This window comes from Sutcliffiella sp. FSL R7-0096, assembly GCF_038595065.1.
Lineage (GTDB): Bacteria > Bacillota > Bacilli > Bacillales > Bacillaceae_I > Sutcliffiella_A.
In genome coordinates, this window is the sequence record NZ_CP152003.1 from 341,436 (window position 1) to 359,384 (window position 17,949).

The 17,949-nt window shown below is 47.9% G+C and carries 11 protein-coding genes and 1 riboswitch; of the genes, 3 read left to right on the forward strand and 8 right to left on the reverse strand.

What is annotated here, in order from left to right:
* Positions 1-82: 82 nt before the first annotated feature.
* Genes metH through MKY77_RS01960 form a run of 4 tightly spaced genes read right to left on the reverse strand, consistent with a single transcriptional unit; the run spans position 83 to position 7,715 of the window.
* Positions 83-3,562, reverse strand: coding sequence for a methionine synthase (metH, locus tag MKY77_RS01945; RefSeq protein ID WP_339148571.1), 3,480 nt, complete (start codon positions 3,560-3,562; stop codon positions 83-85).
* A complete protein-coding gene (locus MKY77_RS01950) occupies positions 3,555-5,414 on the reverse strand; it encodes a bifunctional homocysteine S-methyltransferase/methylenetetrahydrofolate reductase (RefSeq protein ID WP_339148572.1) in 1,860 nt (619 codons plus the stop codon). Before MKY77_RS01950 ends, metH begins: the two co-directional genes overlap by 8 nt.
* The gene (metC, locus tag MKY77_RS01955) at positions 5,398-6,600 is read right to left on the reverse strand and encodes a cystathionine beta-lyase (RefSeq protein ID WP_339148573.1); all 1,203 of its coding nucleotides are present in this window, start codon (positions 6,598-6,600) and stop codon (positions 5,398-5,400) included. The genes MKY77_RS01950 and metC overlap by 17 nt, the downstream gene beginning before the upstream one ends.
* Positions 6,597-7,715: a methionine biosynthesis PLP-dependent protein gene (locus MKY77_RS01960; RefSeq protein ID WP_339148574.1), complete on the reverse strand. Its 1,119-nt coding sequence runs from the start codon at positions 7,713-7,715 to the stop codon at positions 6,597-6,599. The genes metC and MKY77_RS01960 overlap by 4 nt, the downstream gene beginning before the upstream one ends.
* A 260-nt stretch (positions 7,716-7,975) precedes the next feature.
* Positions 7,976-8,096: riboswitch (SAM riboswitch) on the reverse strand.
* 603 nt (positions 8,097-8,699) lie between these two features.
* Here MKY77_RS01960 and cydD point away from each other — a divergent pair.
* Together cydD and cydC are read left to right on the forward strand one after the other, a co-directional pair.
* Positions 8,700-10,433, forward strand: a complete 1,734-nt coding sequence (cydD, locus tag MKY77_RS01965) for a thiol reductant ABC exporter subunit CydD (protein ID WP_339148575.1) — start codon at positions 8,700-8,702, stop codon at positions 10,431-10,433.
* Complete coding sequence (gene cydC / locus MKY77_RS01970) at positions 10,430-12,154, forward strand: thiol reductant ABC exporter subunit CydC (RefSeq protein WP_339148576.1); 1,725 nt, start codon at positions 10,430-10,432, stop codon at positions 12,152-12,154. Before cydD ends, cydC begins: the two co-directional genes overlap by 4 nt.
* Positions 12,155-12,655: 501 nt before the next feature.
* On the opposite strand, the gene MKY77_RS01975 is transcribed toward cydC, so the two are convergent.
* The 4 genes from MKY77_RS01975 to MKY77_RS01990 all read right to left on the reverse strand — a co-directional run bounded on the left by MKY77_RS01975 (position 12,656) and on the right by MKY77_RS01990 (position 15,976).
* Positions 12,656-13,252, reverse strand: a complete 597-nt coding sequence (locus MKY77_RS01975; protein WP_339148577.1) for a PepSY domain-containing protein — start codon at positions 13,250-13,252, stop codon at positions 12,656-12,658.
* Between the two features lie 117 nt (positions 13,253-13,369).
* On the reverse strand, positions 13,370-13,933 hold the full coding sequence (locus MKY77_RS01980) for a PepSY domain-containing protein (RefSeq protein ID WP_339148578.1): 564 nt from the start codon (positions 13,931-13,933) through the stop codon (positions 13,370-13,372).
* Entirely contained in the window at positions 13,930-15,300 is a 1,371-nt protein-coding gene (locus MKY77_RS01985) for a HAMP domain-containing histidine kinase (protein ID WP_339148579.1), read from the reverse strand. Before MKY77_RS01985 ends, MKY77_RS01980 begins: the two co-directional genes overlap by 4 nt.
* Before the next feature lie 7 nt (positions 15,301-15,307).
* A complete protein-coding gene (locus MKY77_RS01990; protein ID WP_339148580.1) occupies positions 15,308-15,976 on the reverse strand; it encodes a response regulator transcription factor in 669 nt (222 codons plus the stop codon).
* Positions 15,977-16,173: 197 nt separating this feature from the next.
* On the opposite strand from MKY77_RS01990, the gene MKY77_RS01995 reads away from it, so the two are divergent.
* Positions 16,174-17,883, forward strand: a complete 1,710-nt coding sequence (locus MKY77_RS01995) for an ABC transporter ATP-binding protein (protein WP_339148581.1) — start codon at positions 16,174-16,176, stop codon at positions 17,881-17,883.
* The last annotated feature ends 66 nt before the right edge of the window (positions 17,884-17,949 follow it).

Consider the following 17,949-nt stretch of genomic DNA (forward strand, 5'->3'; position numbering starts at 1 on the left):
GGGATTCACCAACATTAATCAAACGTTCGTTCAATAAAAAACCCCGCTTGGCCACTCCACACGGCCACGCGGGGTTTCTTATCTACAACACATTGAAATACCTAGCCTCTGGATGGGCAAACACAATCGCTGACACCGAGGCTTCCGGCTCCATCATACACCCATCTGTCAGCTCCACGCCGATATCCTCCGGCTGGATCAATTTGAACAGCTTCTGCTGATCATCCAGGTTTGGACACGCTGGGTAACCAAACGAAAAACGCTGGCCTTGGTACTTGGCGGAGAATCGTTCCTTCATGGTAAAGCTGACAGGATCCGGGAAGCCCCAGCGGTCCCGCATTTGCTGGTGGACCAGTTCGGCAAGGCCTTCTGCTGTCTCAAGGGCTAAAGCCTGCAGGGCATGGCTTTCCAGGAATCGGCCTTCCTTTTTATAAGCGGCACCGAGTTCGCGAATTCCTCGTCCGGCAGTTACCGCAAACAGTCCCACATAATCCATCACGCCACTTTCACGTGACTTCACATAATCGGATAAACAGAGATGAGGTGCTTTTGCCTGTCTTGGAAAATCGAATTGCTCAATCACTTTGGACGTGTCTTCCGGATCATAGATGAACAAGGTATCTCCTTCTGACTGGGCCGGGAAGTATTGGTACACGGCAGCTGGAGTGATCAGTTTTTTCAGCTTCGCCTCCGATAACAACTGATCCACCACTTCCTTCACCTGCAAGGTGCGTTCGTCTTTTTCAGCCAACAACTTCTCGATTTTCCCTTTCACCCCAAGATGATGACCAATCAACATTTGCATATTGATGTATGGCTCAACATGGGAGACGGAGATGTTCCGTAGCAGGTGGCGTTTTGTATCACTTGGCGTGAAGACACGGACATCCCGCGAGACTGTAGAACGAACCTTTACGGCTGTCGCCACCGCACTACTATCTGACACATCTCCAGAAGCATTTCCTGCAAAAGCCTCGGCCTCACTCAGCTTCTTCCGCTTCGCAGCCTGCTCGGTAACCAACACTTCCAACTCCTCAGGGGAGCGAAGCTGATTGGCAAGGGACAAGCCGTTCATCGCATCTTTTGCGTACAGGACAAGCCCTTCGTATTCTTTGGAGATCTTGTTATCTGTGAACTTCCTCGATAACGCAGCCCCTCCTACTAAAATCGGGACCGAAATATCCGACTGCTTCATATCATGCGCCGTCAATACCATCTGTTGAGCGGATTTCACAAGCAGCCCGGATAAGCCGACGATATCTGGTTTCTCTTTTTTGATAGCCTGTATCAAGTCGGTGGAAGTCACTTTGATGCCGAGATCGACCACGTTATAACCGTTGTTGCTCAAAATGATGTCGACCAGGTTTTTCCCGATGTCATGCACATCGCCCTTTACAGTCGCAAGCAAGACCTTTCCTTTTGAGGAGGAGGTATCGCTTGCTTCCATGTGTGGCTCAAGAAAAGCAACGGATGCTTTCATGACCTCTGCGCTTTGTAGAACTTCCGCAACGATCAGCTGATTGTCGTTAAAGAGCCGGCCGACTTCCTTCATCCCGTTCATCAATGGACCATTGATGATTTCAAGTGGAGTGGGATAGGCGGCCAACGCAAGCTCAAGGTCAGGGAGGAGCCCTTCTTTTGTCCCTTCCACCACATAGTAGGCAAGTCTTTCATCAAGAGGCATATCCGGAATATTGGATTTTGCCTCTTTCTTTTTGCCGCGGTAAAAATCAGTGAATAATGCGAGTGACTCATCGGTGGTCTCAAACAGCAATTTCTCAGCCATCTCAACCTCTTCGGCTGGGATGGAAGCAAAACGCTCCAGCTTTTCCGTGTTGACGATCGCATAGTCGAGGCCTGCCTGTGTGCAGTGATAGAGATAGACAGCATTGAGCACTTCACGCCCAACAGGTGGGAGCCCGAAAGAAACGTTGCTGACGCCAAGAATCGTCAGACAGGCAGGGAAGTGTTCTTTTATCAGACGGATCCCCTCAACGGTTGCATTCGCCGAACCGATATACTGTTCATCACCGGTACCGACAGGGAAGACAAGTGGGTCGAAGATAATATCTGTCGGAGAGACCTTGTACTTGTTTACCAAAAGATCATAGGATCGCTTGGCAATCTCCAATTTCCGTTCAGCGGAGACACCCATCCCCTCTTCATCGATCGTCCCGACGACAAGTGCCGCACCGTATTTATGGACAAGTGGTACGATGGCGTCAAAGCGCTCCTCGCCATCCTCGAGGTTGATGGAATTGATGATCGCTTTTCCTTGCGAGTATTTCAAAGCGGCCTCGATGACTTCTTCGTCCGTGGAATCGATGACAAGCGGTACCTTCACTTTCTTGACGACCTCTTGTACAAAGGCTTTCATATCCTCCAGCTCATCGCGATCAGGATCTGCCAGGCAGATATCGATGACGTGGGCTCCGCCTTTGACCTGGGCACGCGCCACTTCTGCCGCTTCTTCAAATTTCTTCTCCGCAATCAATCTCTTAAACTTGCGGGAGCCGATGACATTGGTTCGCTCCCCGACCATGATCGGGCGTAGGGAAGGGTCGTCATAGATGAATGACTCAATCCCGGACACGCTATGGTGGTCGGAAACGTTGGAATTGCCACGCGGCTTGTAATCCTGCATTACATCCGAAATCGCGCGAATATGGTCTGGGGTGGTCCCGCAGCAGCCGCCGACAATGTTCAGCCAACCTTGCTCGGCAAAGCCAGCTAGCTTAGTGGCAAGGGACTGAGGTGTTTCATGGTAATGACCTTCCTCATCCGGCAAGCCGGCGTTTGGATAGCAGCTGACCGCACTTTTAGAAAGGTTGGAAAGCGTACGGATGTGATCCTGCATGAATTCCGGACCTGTCGCACAGTTCAATCCGACTGCAAGTGGCTTCATGTGCTCCACAGAAACGTAAAATGCATCGATCGCCTGACCTGCAAGGGTGGTTCCCATCGGTTCGATGGTACCGGAGATGATGACAGGGATGGTGACACCAGTTTTTTCAAAAGCTCGCTGGATCCCAAGGAACGCACATTTCACATTCAGCAAGTCCTGGCTCGTCTCTACTAAAAGACAATCGGAGCCGCCGTCCAGCAATCCACGTGCTTGCTCCTCAAAGGAATCTGTTAACGCATCAAAGGTGGTTCCACCCGTAACGCTCAGTGTTTTCGTTGTCGGACCGATGGAGCCTGCCACAAAGCGGGGCCATTCCGGTGTGGACACAAGAGCTGTTGCACGCTTGGCAATTTCCGCTCCTAAACGATTAATTTCGTAAGCCTTGTATCCAAGATCATATTCATCAAGGACAAGATCAGTCCCGCCGAAAGTATTTGTCTCCACAATATCGGCACCGGCGTTCAAATACTCCACATGGATACGCTCGATGACATCAGGGGCGGTGATATTCAGGTTTTCATTACAGCCGTCGTATTCTTCTCCACCAAAATCATCAGGTGTAAGATTAGCTTGCTGTAGCATCGTTCCCATGGCGCCGTCCATGATCAATATTTTCTTTTGCAGCTGTTGTTCTAGTAGTGTGATAGGTTTAGACATTTTGAACCCTCCTGGATGAATGGAACGGACCGTATTTTTTGGCATAGGTGGCAAGCTCGACTGTCAGTTCATAACGCATGAATGGTGTGATCAGATAGATGCCATTGAATAGTTCAAGTGCCGCATCCAGCAGCCCCTTCGCGATGTTCAGCCCCTCAAGGCTTGCCTGCTGCGGGTCATCCTGGTGATGGTTCATCGCTTCAAGCACCTGTGGAGTCAGCTTGATTCCCGGCACCTCATGGTGAAGGAAATTTGCGTTCCTGCTGCTGATCAACGGCATGATGCCAATATAGATGGGGGCATCGATATGTTTGGTAGCATGATAGACTTCCAATAATTTTTCCTCTGAAAAGACGGGCTGACTGATAAAGTAGTCTGCTCCCGCATCTATTTTTTTCTCCAGCCGTTCGACGGCCTTATCGATGACGCGCACGTTCGGATTGAAGGCTGCCCCGACAGAAAAGTTGGTGCGTTCCCCAAGCTCTTTTCCGGAAAGGGAGACGCCCTGGTTGAATTGCTTGATCATATTGATCAGTCCGAACGACGTCACATCGTAAACGGAGGAGGCCCCAGGGAAATCACCGACCTTCGTCGGATCACCAGTCACGGCCAGGACATCGTGGATGCCTAGCTGATGCAGTCCCATCAAGTGGGATTGCAAACCGATGAGATTTCGGTCGCGACAGGTGATATGGATAAGTGGGCGCAAGCCGATGTCCGATTTCACGATCGAGCCGAGTGCGGTGTTGCAGACCCTTGGGGAGGCAAGGGAATTGTCCGCCAACGTTAGCGCATCAATGCCCGCATCCTTCAACGCCTGTGCGCCGCTCATGAATTTTTCTGTGTTCAACTTACGCGGTGGATCTAGCTCCACGATGATGGATTGTTCCTTTTTTGCCTTTTCAAAAATAGGTGTCGGCACGTCCTTCTTTTGCGAAGGGATGATGATTTTTCTTTCTTTTCGCTTTACCTGCTTTTCTTTTAAAGGAGCTACGTCCTGAAGCGCCTCGGAGAAAGCCTGGATATGGGCAGGCGTTGTCCCGCAACAGCCCCCTAGCAAACTCACACCCTGATCCCGAAAAGCCAATGCCGTTTGTTTAAAATATTCGGCATCACTCTCGTACTCCAGCTTCCCGTCGACATAGGAGGGAAGGCTCGCATTAGGATAAGCAGAAAGGTAGGCATGCTTTGGAATCGATACCTCCTCGAGCGTCGAAATCATGTGGAAAGGTCCCAACCTACAATTGAGGCCAACGATATCTGCACCAAGTGATTCCAAGCGGTTGAGGGCATCTGTGATATGCACGCGGTTCTGCAGGAAGCCCACTTCCTGAAGGGAAACCTGGGCGATGATGGGCAGGTTCGTTTCTTTTCTAGCAATCTGCAAGACTGTTTCCAGTTCCTCGAGGTCATAGAAGGTCTCCAGCAAGATCCCATCCACCCCTTCAAGCAGCAGGCAGTAAAGCTGCTCCCGGAAGGTGCGTTTGATCTCCTCAAGCGGAATGGCTTCAGGCTTGATGGCACGGATGCCGCCAATTGTACCCACCACATGGGCGTCAGGTTGATCTGCCACCGCTTTTTTGGCCAGCCTTACCGCTGCGCTGTTTATTTCTTTCACCTGATCCTGTAACCCGTAGCGCTCTAGTTTATGATAATTGGCCGCATACGTATTTGTCTGGATGAGGTTCGCACCGGCATTAAGATAAGCCTTGTGGATGTTATAAATTTGACTAGGATGCGACAGGTTCAGCTCCTCAAAGCAACAATCCGATCCGAAGGAATAGAGGAGGGTCCCCATCGCACCGTCTGCAATCAATATTTTGTCCTGCTGTAAACTATCTAAGATTCCCATGATATACCCTCCGTTGTTCTAGGTCTGCATTTCTAGCTGTAGTTATCTGTTGTAATGCCTGTTCAAAGTCATTTATTAAATCATCCGCACTTTCGAGGCCTACTGACAGGCGAAGTAAAGAATTCGAGATGCCACGTTTCAACCGTTCTGCTTCTGGCATCGCCGCATGGGACATTTTCGCCGGGAAGGAGAGGATTGATTCCACTGCCCCTAAGCTAACGGCAAATACGGGGATCTCCACCTCACCGACAAATTTCCGGAGGTCTCCTTCACTGTGTAGCTCAAAAGAAAGAACGGCACCTGGTCCCTGAGCCTGCCTGTGTTGAAGCGTGAAACCGGGATGGGTCGTCAATCCTGGAAAATAGACATTCTTTACAGCAGGATGCTTTTCTAGGTAACTAGCAATCTTGTAGGCTGACTTTTGTGACTGTTCGAGCCTGACATGCAACGTCTTGAGTCCTCTTAAGACGAGCCAAGCATCTTGGACACCAAGTACGGCCCCGAAGGAATTTTGCAAAAAGGCTAAACGATCCGCAAGTACGGGATCCTTTGCCACCGCAAGTCCTGCCACCACATCACTATGTCCGGATAGGAACTTGGTGGCACTGTGAAGGACAAGGTCCGCGCCAAGCTCCAGGGGCTTTTGCAGTGCCGGTGTCAGGAAGGTGTTATCAACAAACGTCCAGGCTCCCGTGGATTTGGCAAGTGTGGATATCGCCGTGATGTCCGTCACTTTTAACAAAGGATTAGATGGTGTCTCCACGTAGAAAAGCTTGGTGTTGGCTTGAATGGCTGCTTTCACTTTATCCAAGTCCGTCATATCCACAAAAGTATGCTCCACTCCATAGCGGGTCAGCACCTCTGAAACCATCCGGTAAGTACCACCATAAACGTCTTCTGAGATCAATACGTGATCCCCTTGTGAGAGAAGGAGGAAAGCAGTCGAAATCGCCGCCATCCCGGATGAAAAGGCAAAACCTCTTGTTCCTTCTTCCAGCTGGGCGATCGTTTCCTCGAGGGCCTCCCGGGTCGGATTGGCAGAACGGCCATAATCATATTTGCCAAAGGAATCGATATCTGATTGATGGAAGGTGGAAGCATGTTGAATGGGCACGCTGACAGCACCATTGCTCTTGTCTACCTTGTGGCGATTGTGCAACAGCTTCGTTTGAAAAGAATGGCTCACGATAGGACCTCCTTTTGGATGGAAGCAGCCTTTAGCGCCGCCTCTAAGTCTTCAATCAAGTCTTCTGCGTCTTCAATGCCGACCGAAAAGCGCAACAGCCTGTTGCAAACACCGGTCTCGATGCGGATTTTTTCCGGGATGTCCGCATGTGTCTGGGTGGCAGGGTACGTGATGAAGCTTTCTACGCCGCCGAGGCTTTCGGCAAAAGTGATGAGGTTGAGGTTCTGGAGCAACGGGTTCACCCATGCCTCATCTTGGATTCGGAAGGAGAGCATCCCGCCCCTTCCCGGATACAGCACATCTGTGATGGCATCGTGTTGTCTCAAGTAATCAGCAATTCGCTTCGCATTCTTTTCGTGCCGTTCCATGCGAAGGGAGAGAGTCTTCATCCCGCGAATCAATAGCCACGAATCGAATGGACTCAGCACGGCGCCAGCTGCGTTATGGTGGAGGGAGAGTGATTCACAAAGCTCCGCGCCTTTTGCGACAATGAGTCCTGCGAGCACATCATTATGCCCGCCAAGGTATTTGGTGGCGCTATGAATGACGATGTCTGCGCCTAATGTTATGGGGTTTAATAGAACAGGAGTGTAGAACGTATTGTCAACGATCAAAAGGATTCCGTGAGCTTTCGCAAGCTGGGAAACGGCTTCAAGATCTGTTTCTACCATCAGGGGATTGGTTGGAGTCTCCACAAAAATGGCCTTCGTCTGTGGAGTGATTGCGTCTTCGATACGTGAAAGATCGGTCGTGTCCACATAGCTACAACACAGTCCCCATTTCTTATAGCCTTCTTCAAAAAGACGGTATGTGCCGCCGTACAAATCCTTACATACGATAAGATGGTCACCGGTCTTGAAAAGGGAAAGGATCGTCAAAATCGCAGCCATGCCGGAGCTACAGGCAAACCCTTGGTCGCCGCCCTCGAGGTCTGCAATCGCTTTTTCCAACACATGTCGCGTCGGATTTCCGGTTCTTGTGTAGTCATAACCTGTTGATTGCCCAATCCCTTCGTGTCGATAGGCAGTGGAGAAATAAACAGGCGGATTGACGGTTCCAGTGGCAGTTTCTGAGCGGTTTCCAATTTGCGCAAGCTTCGTTTCCGTTTTATACATGATAAAGGCCTCCTATATTTGCAAGTGACGACTTTCTATAGGCAGAGTGGATGGGGATTCAGTCTTCCAAGGTGTGAGACTCCGGCGGGAGAAGCGTGTCAAGGGTGGCCCCGCATAAGCTGAGGAAGCTCACAAGACCGCCCGCGGAAGCGAACACCTAGAACGGAAAGCAACAGGGGAGCTTCAGAGATAAGAAAAGGCCGAGAATAAAAAGAAAAAGCCTTCTATAAGAAGAAGACTTTTCTATCAAAAGTTCATTCTTCTCATCTCTGCAAGCATCACAGCTTGCTGGAATTAGCACCTTTTCAACGTCCGATCTAACGGGCGCTGCTGGTTGCTGAGGTGTCTTCGGGCCATTCCCTCAACCTCTCTGGATAAGAAAGTTCACTATTTAATTATCTGAACAATTTAATTATTTTACTAATTTACAACAGGTAAGGGGGAAATGCAATGTTTTTTTCTGAATGATTTAATTTTATGCGGTAAAGGGGTGGGGTAGAAGTTGCAAGTATGGAATTTTTGTAAATGATTAATACGTTTGATGAAAATTACTTTGTATAGTAGATCTTTCAACTAATCCCTTCACAATAACGCTTAATTCCTTCGTTAACTTGTTCAATTCCCTCACAACGACTGCCATTCCTATAGATTTGGTGTCATGGAGGAATTTCAAAAAATTAATCCCTTCACAAGAGAGAGAAATCCCTTCATAAGTGGAAAGAATTCCGTCATATCTCCTCTTAATCCCATCATAACGCAAAAAAATCCCTTCACATGAAAAGGAGGGCCCAATTGTAGCTTGAAAAATCCGTTACTTTAATAACGGAAGAGGGAAAACATAAATATGTCATAAAATGGTCAATCCCAAAAGAAGAAATTCAAACGGGCATGTTATATAATGTTAACTATAAAGTATGTGAAGTTTTTCACTAACTAAACTATTCCATCCGATTTTCACTTACAGAAAAGAGGGGTTTTAACGATATGACTGATTTAAAAACGATCGCAAAATCACATAGAGGCACAAGAATGACGCTAATCCTAATCGCCATCCTGACAGGGGCGACGGTCATCGGGCAGGCGTATTTCTTTGTCACCATCGTCGATCGCGTGTTCCTAAGGGGCCACACGTTCCAAGAGATCCTCCCATTCCTTGGGGGGCTTCTTGCGGTATTGGCTGCAAGAGCGGCATTGGCCTATTGGAGCGGTCTCACCGGCGTGAAGCTTGCTGCCAAAGTAAAACGCGATTTCCGGATTGCCTTGCTCCGTAAATTTTCTAATAGCCCGGTTCAAGCTTCCCTAAAAGGTCAATCTGGCCAAAAGGTGAGCGTCATGATGGATGCGGTGGATGAAATTGATCCGTATTTCAGCAGGTATGTGCCACAGGTCATCCAATCGAGCATCATCCCGATCATGATCTTGATTGCTGCATTCAGCCAGCATGTAAATACAGGGTTGATCATCTTGGTCACAGCACCGTTCATTCCGATTTTCATGATTGTCGTAGGCTTGAAAACGAAGAAGAAATCAGAAGAGCAGATGGATAAACTGAACGCATTTTCCGGAACGTTCCTTGATACCTTGCAGGGGCTGACGACGTTGAAGCTGTTCGGTCGCTCTGCCAAGCAACAAGAAACAATTGAAAGCAGTAGCTTAAGCTTCCGTGATGCGACGATGGAAGTGTTGAGAATCGCATTTCTATCTTCCTTGATGCTTGAGTTCATTTCGATGCTTGCCATCGGATTGATCGCGCTTGAGGTAGGATTACAGCTTGTTGTTTTTGAAAATGTGACGTTCTTTACTGCTTTTTTCGTATTGGTATTGGCACCTGAGTTCTACCTTTACCTGAAGGAGCTTGGAAGCGCCTTTCATACAGGGCGCGGAAGCATGGGAGCAGCGAAAAAAGTGACAGATGAGCTCGCAGAAGAGGAGGCACCTATGGAATGGGGAGACGAATCCCTAACAACAGAGGACGGTCCGCCTTCTATCCAATTGAAAAACCTGGGCTTCCGTTATGGGGAACAAGGCTTTGCCATAAATAATTTATCAGTGGATATTCCGCCCTATACGCAGCTTGCCTTGATTGGTCGAAGTGGTGCGGGAAAATCAACATTGCTCAACCTGATGGCAGGGTTGATCCGCCCGACAGAAGGCGAAGTGCTGGTGGATGGAAAACCATTATTTGAATATGAGGAAAAAGGATGGTTTGACCGTGTGAGCTATATCTCGCAGAATCCTTATCTTTTTTCCGGAACAATAGCAGAGAACATCGCTATCGGTGGAAAAGCGGAAGCGACACAAGCGGAAATAAAAGCCGCTGCGGAGAAAGCGGGAATCCTGACGTTAATAGAATCTTTACCTGAAGGCTTCCAAACGAGGATCGGAGAAGCGGGAAGAGGATTATCCGGAGGGGAGAAGCAGCGATTAGCGTTGGCACGGGCCTTTTTGAAAAAGCCGTCGGTTATCCTGTTCGATGAACCAACAACAGGACTCGATCTGCAGACAGAGCGGATATTGCAAGCTTCCATGAAGGAACTGGCCAAAACGTCGACTGTCATTACCGTTGCACACAGACTGCATACGATCAAAAAAGCGGACTCCATTTTACTGCTCGAATCAGGTGAATTAATCGCCCGAGGAAAACATGAAGAGCTGGTCGAAGCAGTACCGGCTTACCGTGAAATGGTGTCTGCCCAGCAAGGAGGGAGCGCAGGATGAGAGAATTAGCACATGTTGTGAAACTGGTCATGTTGGAAAAGAAAGACATACTCCTGTCCATTTTGCTCGGATTCTCTGCAGGGATTACGGCTGTGGGGCTGTTTGCCTCTAGTGGTTACCTCATTTCCAAGGCGGCACTTGCTCCACCGATCTATACGTTGACGGTGATGATTGCGGTATTGAAGCTTTTCGGTTTTGCGAGGGCATTCAGCCGCTACGGCGAGAGACTATACTCGCATAGGGCGACCTTTACAATATTAAGTAATCTACGCGTTTCTTTTTATAAAAAAATAGAGCCCCTTGCGCCACAGATTTTTCAGAAGTATCGCAGCGGCGATTTGCTTGCACGGATTGTGGGGGACGTGGAGAGCTTGCAGAATTTCTTTCTTCGCGTATTTTATCCACCGATTGTGCTAGTGCTCATCTTTTTAAGTACGATATTTTTCATTTCGTTTTTCTCTGTGTATTTAGCAGTAGTGATGTTGATCGGACTGATTTTGACAGGCTTTGTGGTACCGGCTATCTTTGCGGTAGGACAACGTCGATTGCAAAATCGTGTCAGGGAAGAGCGAGGGTCGCTTTCTACAGAGGTGACGGAGCTACTTTACGGATTCCGGGATTTGAAAATCTATCAGCAACTGGAAGGTAAGGAAAAGTTGCTTGCCGATGCTGCAGGTTCTTATGTGGCGGAGCAAGAGCGAGAAGGGAAACAGGCGATGTTCAATCAATCGGTGAACACGTTTATCACGTTGCTTGTTTCATGGACCTTGCTTGCACTTGGAGCCTATCTGACGGTGGAAGGACAGTTTGATGGGCTGTTCCTTGCGATGCTTGTGATGATCTCCTTGACTGTATTTGAAAATGCCGCGCCGATGGCGGTTTTCCCTAATCATTATGAAGATAGCAGACGGGCTGCAGCAAGGCTGAATGATGTGGTGAGTGTGGAATCGCCAGCCAGGGACGCAACTTTGGGATCAAAGATGGACTTACCAGCAAATAAGGCGTTTTCCTTCCAAATGAGAGATGTTAACTTCCGTTTTCCGGGAGAATCCCGCCTGACATTGGACGGGGTGAGTATCAACTTGCCTGAAGGATCCAAAACGGCAATCGTCGGTCCAAGCGGATCCGGTAAATCTACGTTATTACAGCTGCTGTTGAAAATCTATGACGCGGAGAAAGGGATTGTTTCACTGGATGAGTGGGATTATGCTGCAGTGGAGCAGGAGGACCTGTGGAGCAAAGCGAATGTCGTCATGCAGGAAAACCACTTTTTCTACGGCACGATCAGGGAGAATCTAGCTCTTGCCAAGGATGGACTGGGCGATGAGGAGATGCTGGAGGCGTTGGGCGCAGTGAAGCTTGACGGGTTCTCTTTGGATGATGAGGTGTTGGAAAAAGGGGAGAATCTTTCCGGTGGAGAGAAACAACGCCTAGCGATAGCACGTTCGTTGCTGAAGGCAGAACGCTTGTGGTTGCTGGATGAGCCGACCTCCTCCGTGGATGCTGTGACAGAAGCGACGATTTTGGAGGAGCTTTTTGAAAAAGCGGCAGATGATACATTGGTGCTCGTAAGTCATCGATTGACTGGCCTGGAGAAGATGGATCGGATCATTGTCATGGAGAATGGCCGTGTTGTGGAGGCAGGCACGTTTGATGAATTGATGAAGGCGCAAGGTTATTTTTATGAGATGAAAGAGATTGAGAAGAGTGTGTTTATGTAAGTTGGGGGCTTTGTTTTGATCTGGCCGTCTGGGGAGAATTGCTGATCCTTGGACGGCTATATTTTATATTGGATGGGGGCGAAGGGGCTGGTTGGGATTGGCGGAAAAATGAAATGTCCGAAGTTTTTCTGATCTTGTCCGAAGATTTGGCGGAGTTGTCCGAAGATTCGAGAAAGTTGTCCAAAGTTTTGGGATTCTTGTCCGAACCAAATTTTCAATTGTCCAAACGCCGCCCACTCTTGTCCGAACAAGCTATGGCAAATGTCCGAACCCCCATCCCAAAAGCATATTAAGTGTACGAACCCATGAAATAGTTGTCCGAATGCTTTTTCACAATCTTAAAATCCCACAAATCCCCCCAATATCAGCATAATACAAACATTCAAAAGACTAATTTGCCAAAAACCCTTCATAAAAAACATGCCCGGGGAGCTACAACACCCCAGATTTTACCCGACCTCAAAAAAGCAGCCCCATCAAAGGGCTGCCCTCATCAAACCATTAATCATCCCACTCTACATACAACACTTTTCCTGTAATGGCATCAATATAGACCGTTACATCTTCATCGTCGCCATTTTGAAAGTTTTCAATTTCCACTTCATACACAAGCTTTCCGTTTTCGCGTTCTAGTTCAATATCTTCGAGCTTGCCCGGTACTTCCTTCTTTGCGATGCCTATGGCCTCACCGATGGAGATCACGGCTTCATTCGCTCCAGCGTCCTCAGCCTTCCCGTTTCCACCAGTAGTGGATGCTTTTTTACCCCTACGCTCATCTCTTTCTTCCTTGATGATCTCGCCATTCGAGGCATCCACCTTGAAATCAAACTCGTATTCATCGTTTTTCACTTCGATTTCATAAACAAGACGCCCATTCTCGCGATCTTTCTCGGCTTCCTTGATAACGCCATTTTCCACCTTCGCCAATACGATATCAGATGCTTCGGATAATGTGATGCCGGTCTTTTCTTCAGTCGGAGTGGCAACCTGGACCTGTTTCAAGTTTTCCTTTGTGTCCTCGTTCTTTAATGTTTCTGCTCCTACGCTGATTCCTCCGATAAGTACGGCTCCTGCTATCACTGCTGTGAAAATTTTCATTGTGAATTCCTCCTTGAAATGTTGTTTGTTTCGCTTGCTACACTTACATAATAGCCAGCCAACATTAATAGAAAAGGAGGAAAACATTAAAAAATCTTAATGAAACTTCTGTTTATCTTAATCCCATGTCAAGGACAGGATTTCACCTGTATAAGCATTGATGATGATGGTTGCCTCCGAATCCTCATCCACTTCGATTTCGACTTCATATACCTTGACGCCATTATCTTCATCAAGCTCCACATCATCCACTTTACCTGGCACTTCGTTTAAGGCGATTTCAATGGCTTCATCCCTGCTAAGCATGCTTGGAGCGGGCTTCTCCTCTGCGGGATCTTGGGGCTCTTCGCCACCTGGCTCCTGTTTCCCTGAGCCAGGTTCTCCTCCACCGGCATCCTCTTTACGGTTCATGAGTTTCAACGAGGTGATCTCTCGTGATCGGCCATCCACCATCAGCTGATATTCCCCCATGTCATTTTCCATGAACACTTCAAAGGATTCCTCTTTTTGTTGCATGGAGGTAATGATGCTGCCCCTATATTGGCTTTCCACCAGCTCCCGTACTTCCGCTTCTGAAGCCAAGGCCTCCGTCTTGTTAAAAAAAAGATAGAAGAGCGCAATCCCTGAAAGTACCACAAAAGCGCCAGTGATTAGAATCAGGAACCGTTTCTTATTTTTCATTCTCGTTCACTGTCCTTTCCCTTGGGCAATGTCACTTTCACGGTCGTACCTTTTCCTTCCACACTTGTAAAGTCGATCCTTCCTTGGTGTGCGTCCACAATCTGCTTGGCGATGGAAAGACCAAGCCCTGCACCACCTGACTCGCGGTTTCTGGCTTTATCGACCCGGTAAAAGCGGTCAAAGACTTTGTCCAGGTCCTCTTTCGGGATCCCCATCCCTTTATCCCGTACAGAGAAGTAGCAGTTGCCAGCCGTCTCGCCAAGCTCCAACTCTACTTCTGCTTCACTATATTTCCGCGCGTTATCCAAAAGAATATAAAGTAACTGTTTTATTTTATTGGTGTCTGCCAAAACAGAAGATGTTAGTCCACCATCCATTAGCCTGATTTCCCTGTTAAAAGAAACCTCCATGTTGTGTGCTGCTTGCTTGCAGAGGTCTTGCAGATCGACCGTTTCTTTTTTTAGCACCATATCATTATCCGCATTGGCCAGTTGCAGCATCTGCTCGGTCATTTCCTTCATCCGGATCGATTCGGAGTAGATGGCGTCCACCGATTCCTCCAATAGCTCAGGCTTTTTCATGCCCCAGCGTTTGAGCATGCTGGCATAGCTCTCGATTACCGTTAGTGGCGTCTTCAATTCATGGGAGGCATCGGAAACGAACTGCTGTTGTTTTTGATAGTTTTTCTCGAGGATATCAATCATCTGGTTGAACGTGTTGCCCATTGTATAAAGCTCATCCTTGGAAGTGCCCTCAAGTCGCAGCTTCTGATAATCCCCGGTCTGCTGGATCTGCTTCATCGTTTTCGTCATGGCATGAATCGGGGTCAAAATGATCCGGCTCAATACGTTTCCGAAAAATAAGGCAGGAATCAAGATGATAACCGAAGCGAGCAGTAGCACGATAAGCAGGGTGTTGATCGTTCGTTTGGAATCCTCCAGCTTTTCTGTGACCTCCAGCATCACGATGTTTCCGTCCGTCCATATCAACGGGTAGGAAACGACCGCATATGGAGTGCCTTCCAATGTTCGAACGGTGGAAAACTGCTGATTCTGAAACTTAGTGGGAACCAACCTCATATCGTACTCCTTGGCACTGTTGGCAACAGAGGTATTCTCTTCTGTCACGATACGGATCATTCCGTTAGGAGGGAGGTAGGCATTGAGCAGGGAGCTGAAATCCGTTTCGTTCTCGCTTATCGCCCTGTTCACGGCCGCTGTCACTGACTCGGCATGATCCCTGACCCGGTTCAGGTCATTGTCCAGAATGTTTTTTTGGAAAAGAAAATAGATGGCCCCGTTAACTAGAAGCAACATGATGACGAGCCATACGGTGGAAAACAAGAGAATTTTGCTTTTTATTTTCATCTGCCTGCTACTCCTTTAATCGGTATCCGACACCGCGGACAGTCAAGAGCACATCTGAGATGTCCAGCTTTTTCCGAAGATGCCTGATGTAAACGTCGACGATATTGGTGTCCCCGTAATAATCAAAGCCCCATACCCGGTTGAGGATTTGTTCGCGATTCAGTGCCTGTCCTTTGTTTTCGATAAAGTAGACAAGAAGGTCGAACTCTTTGGGAGTCAGGTCCACTTGTTCTTCGCCACGGAGGACCTCGCGTGTTTTTTCATTAACGGTCCAGTCTTGGACATTCAAGACACTGGAATGCTCAGATTTTACCTGTACCATTCGCAGGGAGGCCCTTACTCTTGCCAAAAGCTCCTCTATTTCAAAAGGCTTTGTCACATAATCGTTTGCTCCAAGATCGAGACCGCTTACTTTATCGGGGATGGAATTGCGGGCGGTCAATAGAATGACAGGAGTGTTTGGATCGGCAGTGCGGATCCTCCTCAATACTTCTAAACCGCTCAATTCCGGCAGCATCACATCAAGCAACACCAAGTCCCAATTCTGCTCTTTGAATTTTTCCAAGCCACTGGTGCCAGTAAATGCAGCGTCCGTCTCATAGCCCTCATGCTCGAGCTCCAGTTGAAGGACACGGGCAATCTTTTTTTCGTCTTCAATGATCAGTATGTTAGCCATCGCATAATCTCCCACTCTCTACATAGGATTCTTTTGATTTCTTTATAACATAGGTAGTCGCTTGTTTCCTAATATAATTACATTGACGTGTATTGGGTAAGGGTAGTATAGTAGAATGTAAATGATAATGATTATCATTAGGGGGTCGAAGAAAAAAGGCACGATTACATAACTATTTGGAAAAGGGTGTGGAAGTATTGGTACGACGGTTTTTCTCTTACTATAAGCCATATAAGTGGCTGTTCATTTTGGATTTTTCCTGCGCCGTCTTGGTAGGGTTGCTGGAGCTTGCTTTTCCGATTGCCGTTAACCAGGTAATTGATAAGCTGTTGCCACAACAGAATTGGACGGTGATTGTTTGGGCCTGCATCGGGTTGCTAGCCATCTATGCGATCAATACCTGCCTACATTATATTGTTACCTATTGGGGACATATGCTTGGGATCAATATTGAAACCGACATGCGCAGGAAGCTATTTCAGCACATGCAGAAGCTGTCATTCGGCTATTATGACAATAATAAAACAGGGCACTCCATTTCCAGGCTCACCAAGGACCTAGAAGAGATCGGAGAAGTTGCCCACCATGGACCTGAGGATGTTTTTGTGGCATTGATGACCCTTATAGGGGCGTTTTTCATCATGCTCGCCATCAATTGGAAGCTTGCCATTCTATCATTTTTGGTCATACCGCTTCTGATGATCCTAGCCATCCATTTTAATAAAAAAATGACACGAACATTCCGCAGAATGTTCAGTGACGTGGCAGAGATTAATGCAAGAGTGGAGGATAGCATCGGAGGAATCCGCGTGGTGCAGGCTTTTGCTAACGAAAAACATGAACAGAAGCAATTTGCGGTGAATAATGAAAGCTACCGTTCTACAAAACTAGCTTCGTATAAAATCATGGCCCAGAATGTCACGGCAAACTACATGCTGATGCGACTTGTGACGTTATTTACCTTGTTGTTTGGGACCTTCTTCGTCATTCGCGGGGAGCTTAGCTACGGGGAGTTTGTCGCATTCATCCTTCTTTCAAATATATTACTAGGACCTATTCAGAAAATAAATGCGGTAATCGAAAGTTATCCAAAAGGGATTGCCGGGTTTAAACGTTACACAGAGATCATGGACACCGAACCAGATATTGCAGATGCGCCAGGTGCGGTCCATGCCGATCTTGAAGGGGAGATTCATTACCGAAATGTATCGTTTGGCTATGAAGGCAACGAGAGAGTATTGAGAAACATCAACCTCACCGTCAGGGCAGGGGAAACGGTCGCGATTGTTGGTCCATCAGGTGCCGGAAAAACAACGCTTTGCAGTCTTTTGCCAAGGTTCTATGAACTAGAGGAAGGCAGCATCCTCATTGACGGCTATGATACGCGGGAATTGAAGCTCGAATCCTTACGAAGCCAAATAGGCATCGTGCAGCAGGATGTTTTTCTCTTTTCAGGAACCATCCGAGAGAATATTGCATACGGAAAACTTGAAGCCACAGATGAAGAAATCATGGAGGCGGCAAGACGCTCCCAGCTTGATGAATTCATTTCCACTCAACCACAGGGACTTGATACAGTCATTGGGGAACGAGGGGTGAAATTATCTGGCGGTCAAAAGCAACGCCTTGCCATTTCACGGATCTTCCTCAAAAATCCACCGATCCTTATACTCGATGAAGCGACATCTGCTCTAGATACGGAAACAGAACGCGCTATCCAGGGGTCGTTGACGGAGCTTTCCAAAGACCGGACAACGCTTGTCATCGCCCATCGTCTGGCCACCATCAAAAATGCAGACCGCATTATGGTCGTGACCAAGGATGGCATCGCAGAACAGGGCCGACATGAGGAACTGATTGAGGCAGAGGGGATCTATAGCAGATTGCACCAAGCACAATTTGGTTAAAGACAAGGGAATTTTTGTAAGGGTGTTTCAACAGTTTCCACGGGGGAATGTATAGAGAAAAGAACT

Coding starts and splice junctions, on each gene's coding strand:
- metH (WP_339148571.1), bottom strand. CDS start 3,562: ATGTCTAAACCTATCACACTACTAGAACAACAGCTGCAAAAGAAAATA.
- MKY77_RS01975 (WP_339148577.1), bottom strand. CDS start 13,252: ATGAAAATTTTCACAGCAGTGATAGCAGGAGCCGTACTTATCGGAGGA.
- cydD (WP_339148575.1), top strand. CDS start 8,700: ATGACTGATTTAAAAACGATCGCAAAATCACATAGAGGCACAAGAATG.
- MKY77_RS01950 (WP_339148572.1), bottom strand. CDS start 5,414: ATGGGAATCTTAGATAGTTTACAGCAGGACAAAATATTGATTGCAGAC.
- MKY77_RS01960 (WP_339148574.1), bottom strand. CDS start 7,715: ATGTATAAAACGGAAACGAAGCTTGCGCAAATTGGAAACCGCTCAGAA.
- MKY77_RS01980 (WP_339148578.1), bottom strand. CDS start 13,933: ATGAAAAATAAGAAACGGTTCCTGATTCTAATCACTGGCGCTTTTGTG.
- cydC (WP_339148576.1), top strand. CDS start 10,430: ATGAGAGAATTAGCACATGTTGTGAAACTGGTCATGTTGGAAAAGAAA.
- MKY77_RS01990 (WP_339148580.1), bottom strand. CDS start 15,976: ATGGCTAACATACTGATCATTGAAGACGAAAAAAAGATTGCCCGTGTC.
- MKY77_RS01985 (WP_339148579.1), bottom strand. CDS start 15,300: ATGAAAATAAAAAGCAAAATTCTCTTGTTTTCCACCGTATGGCTCGTC.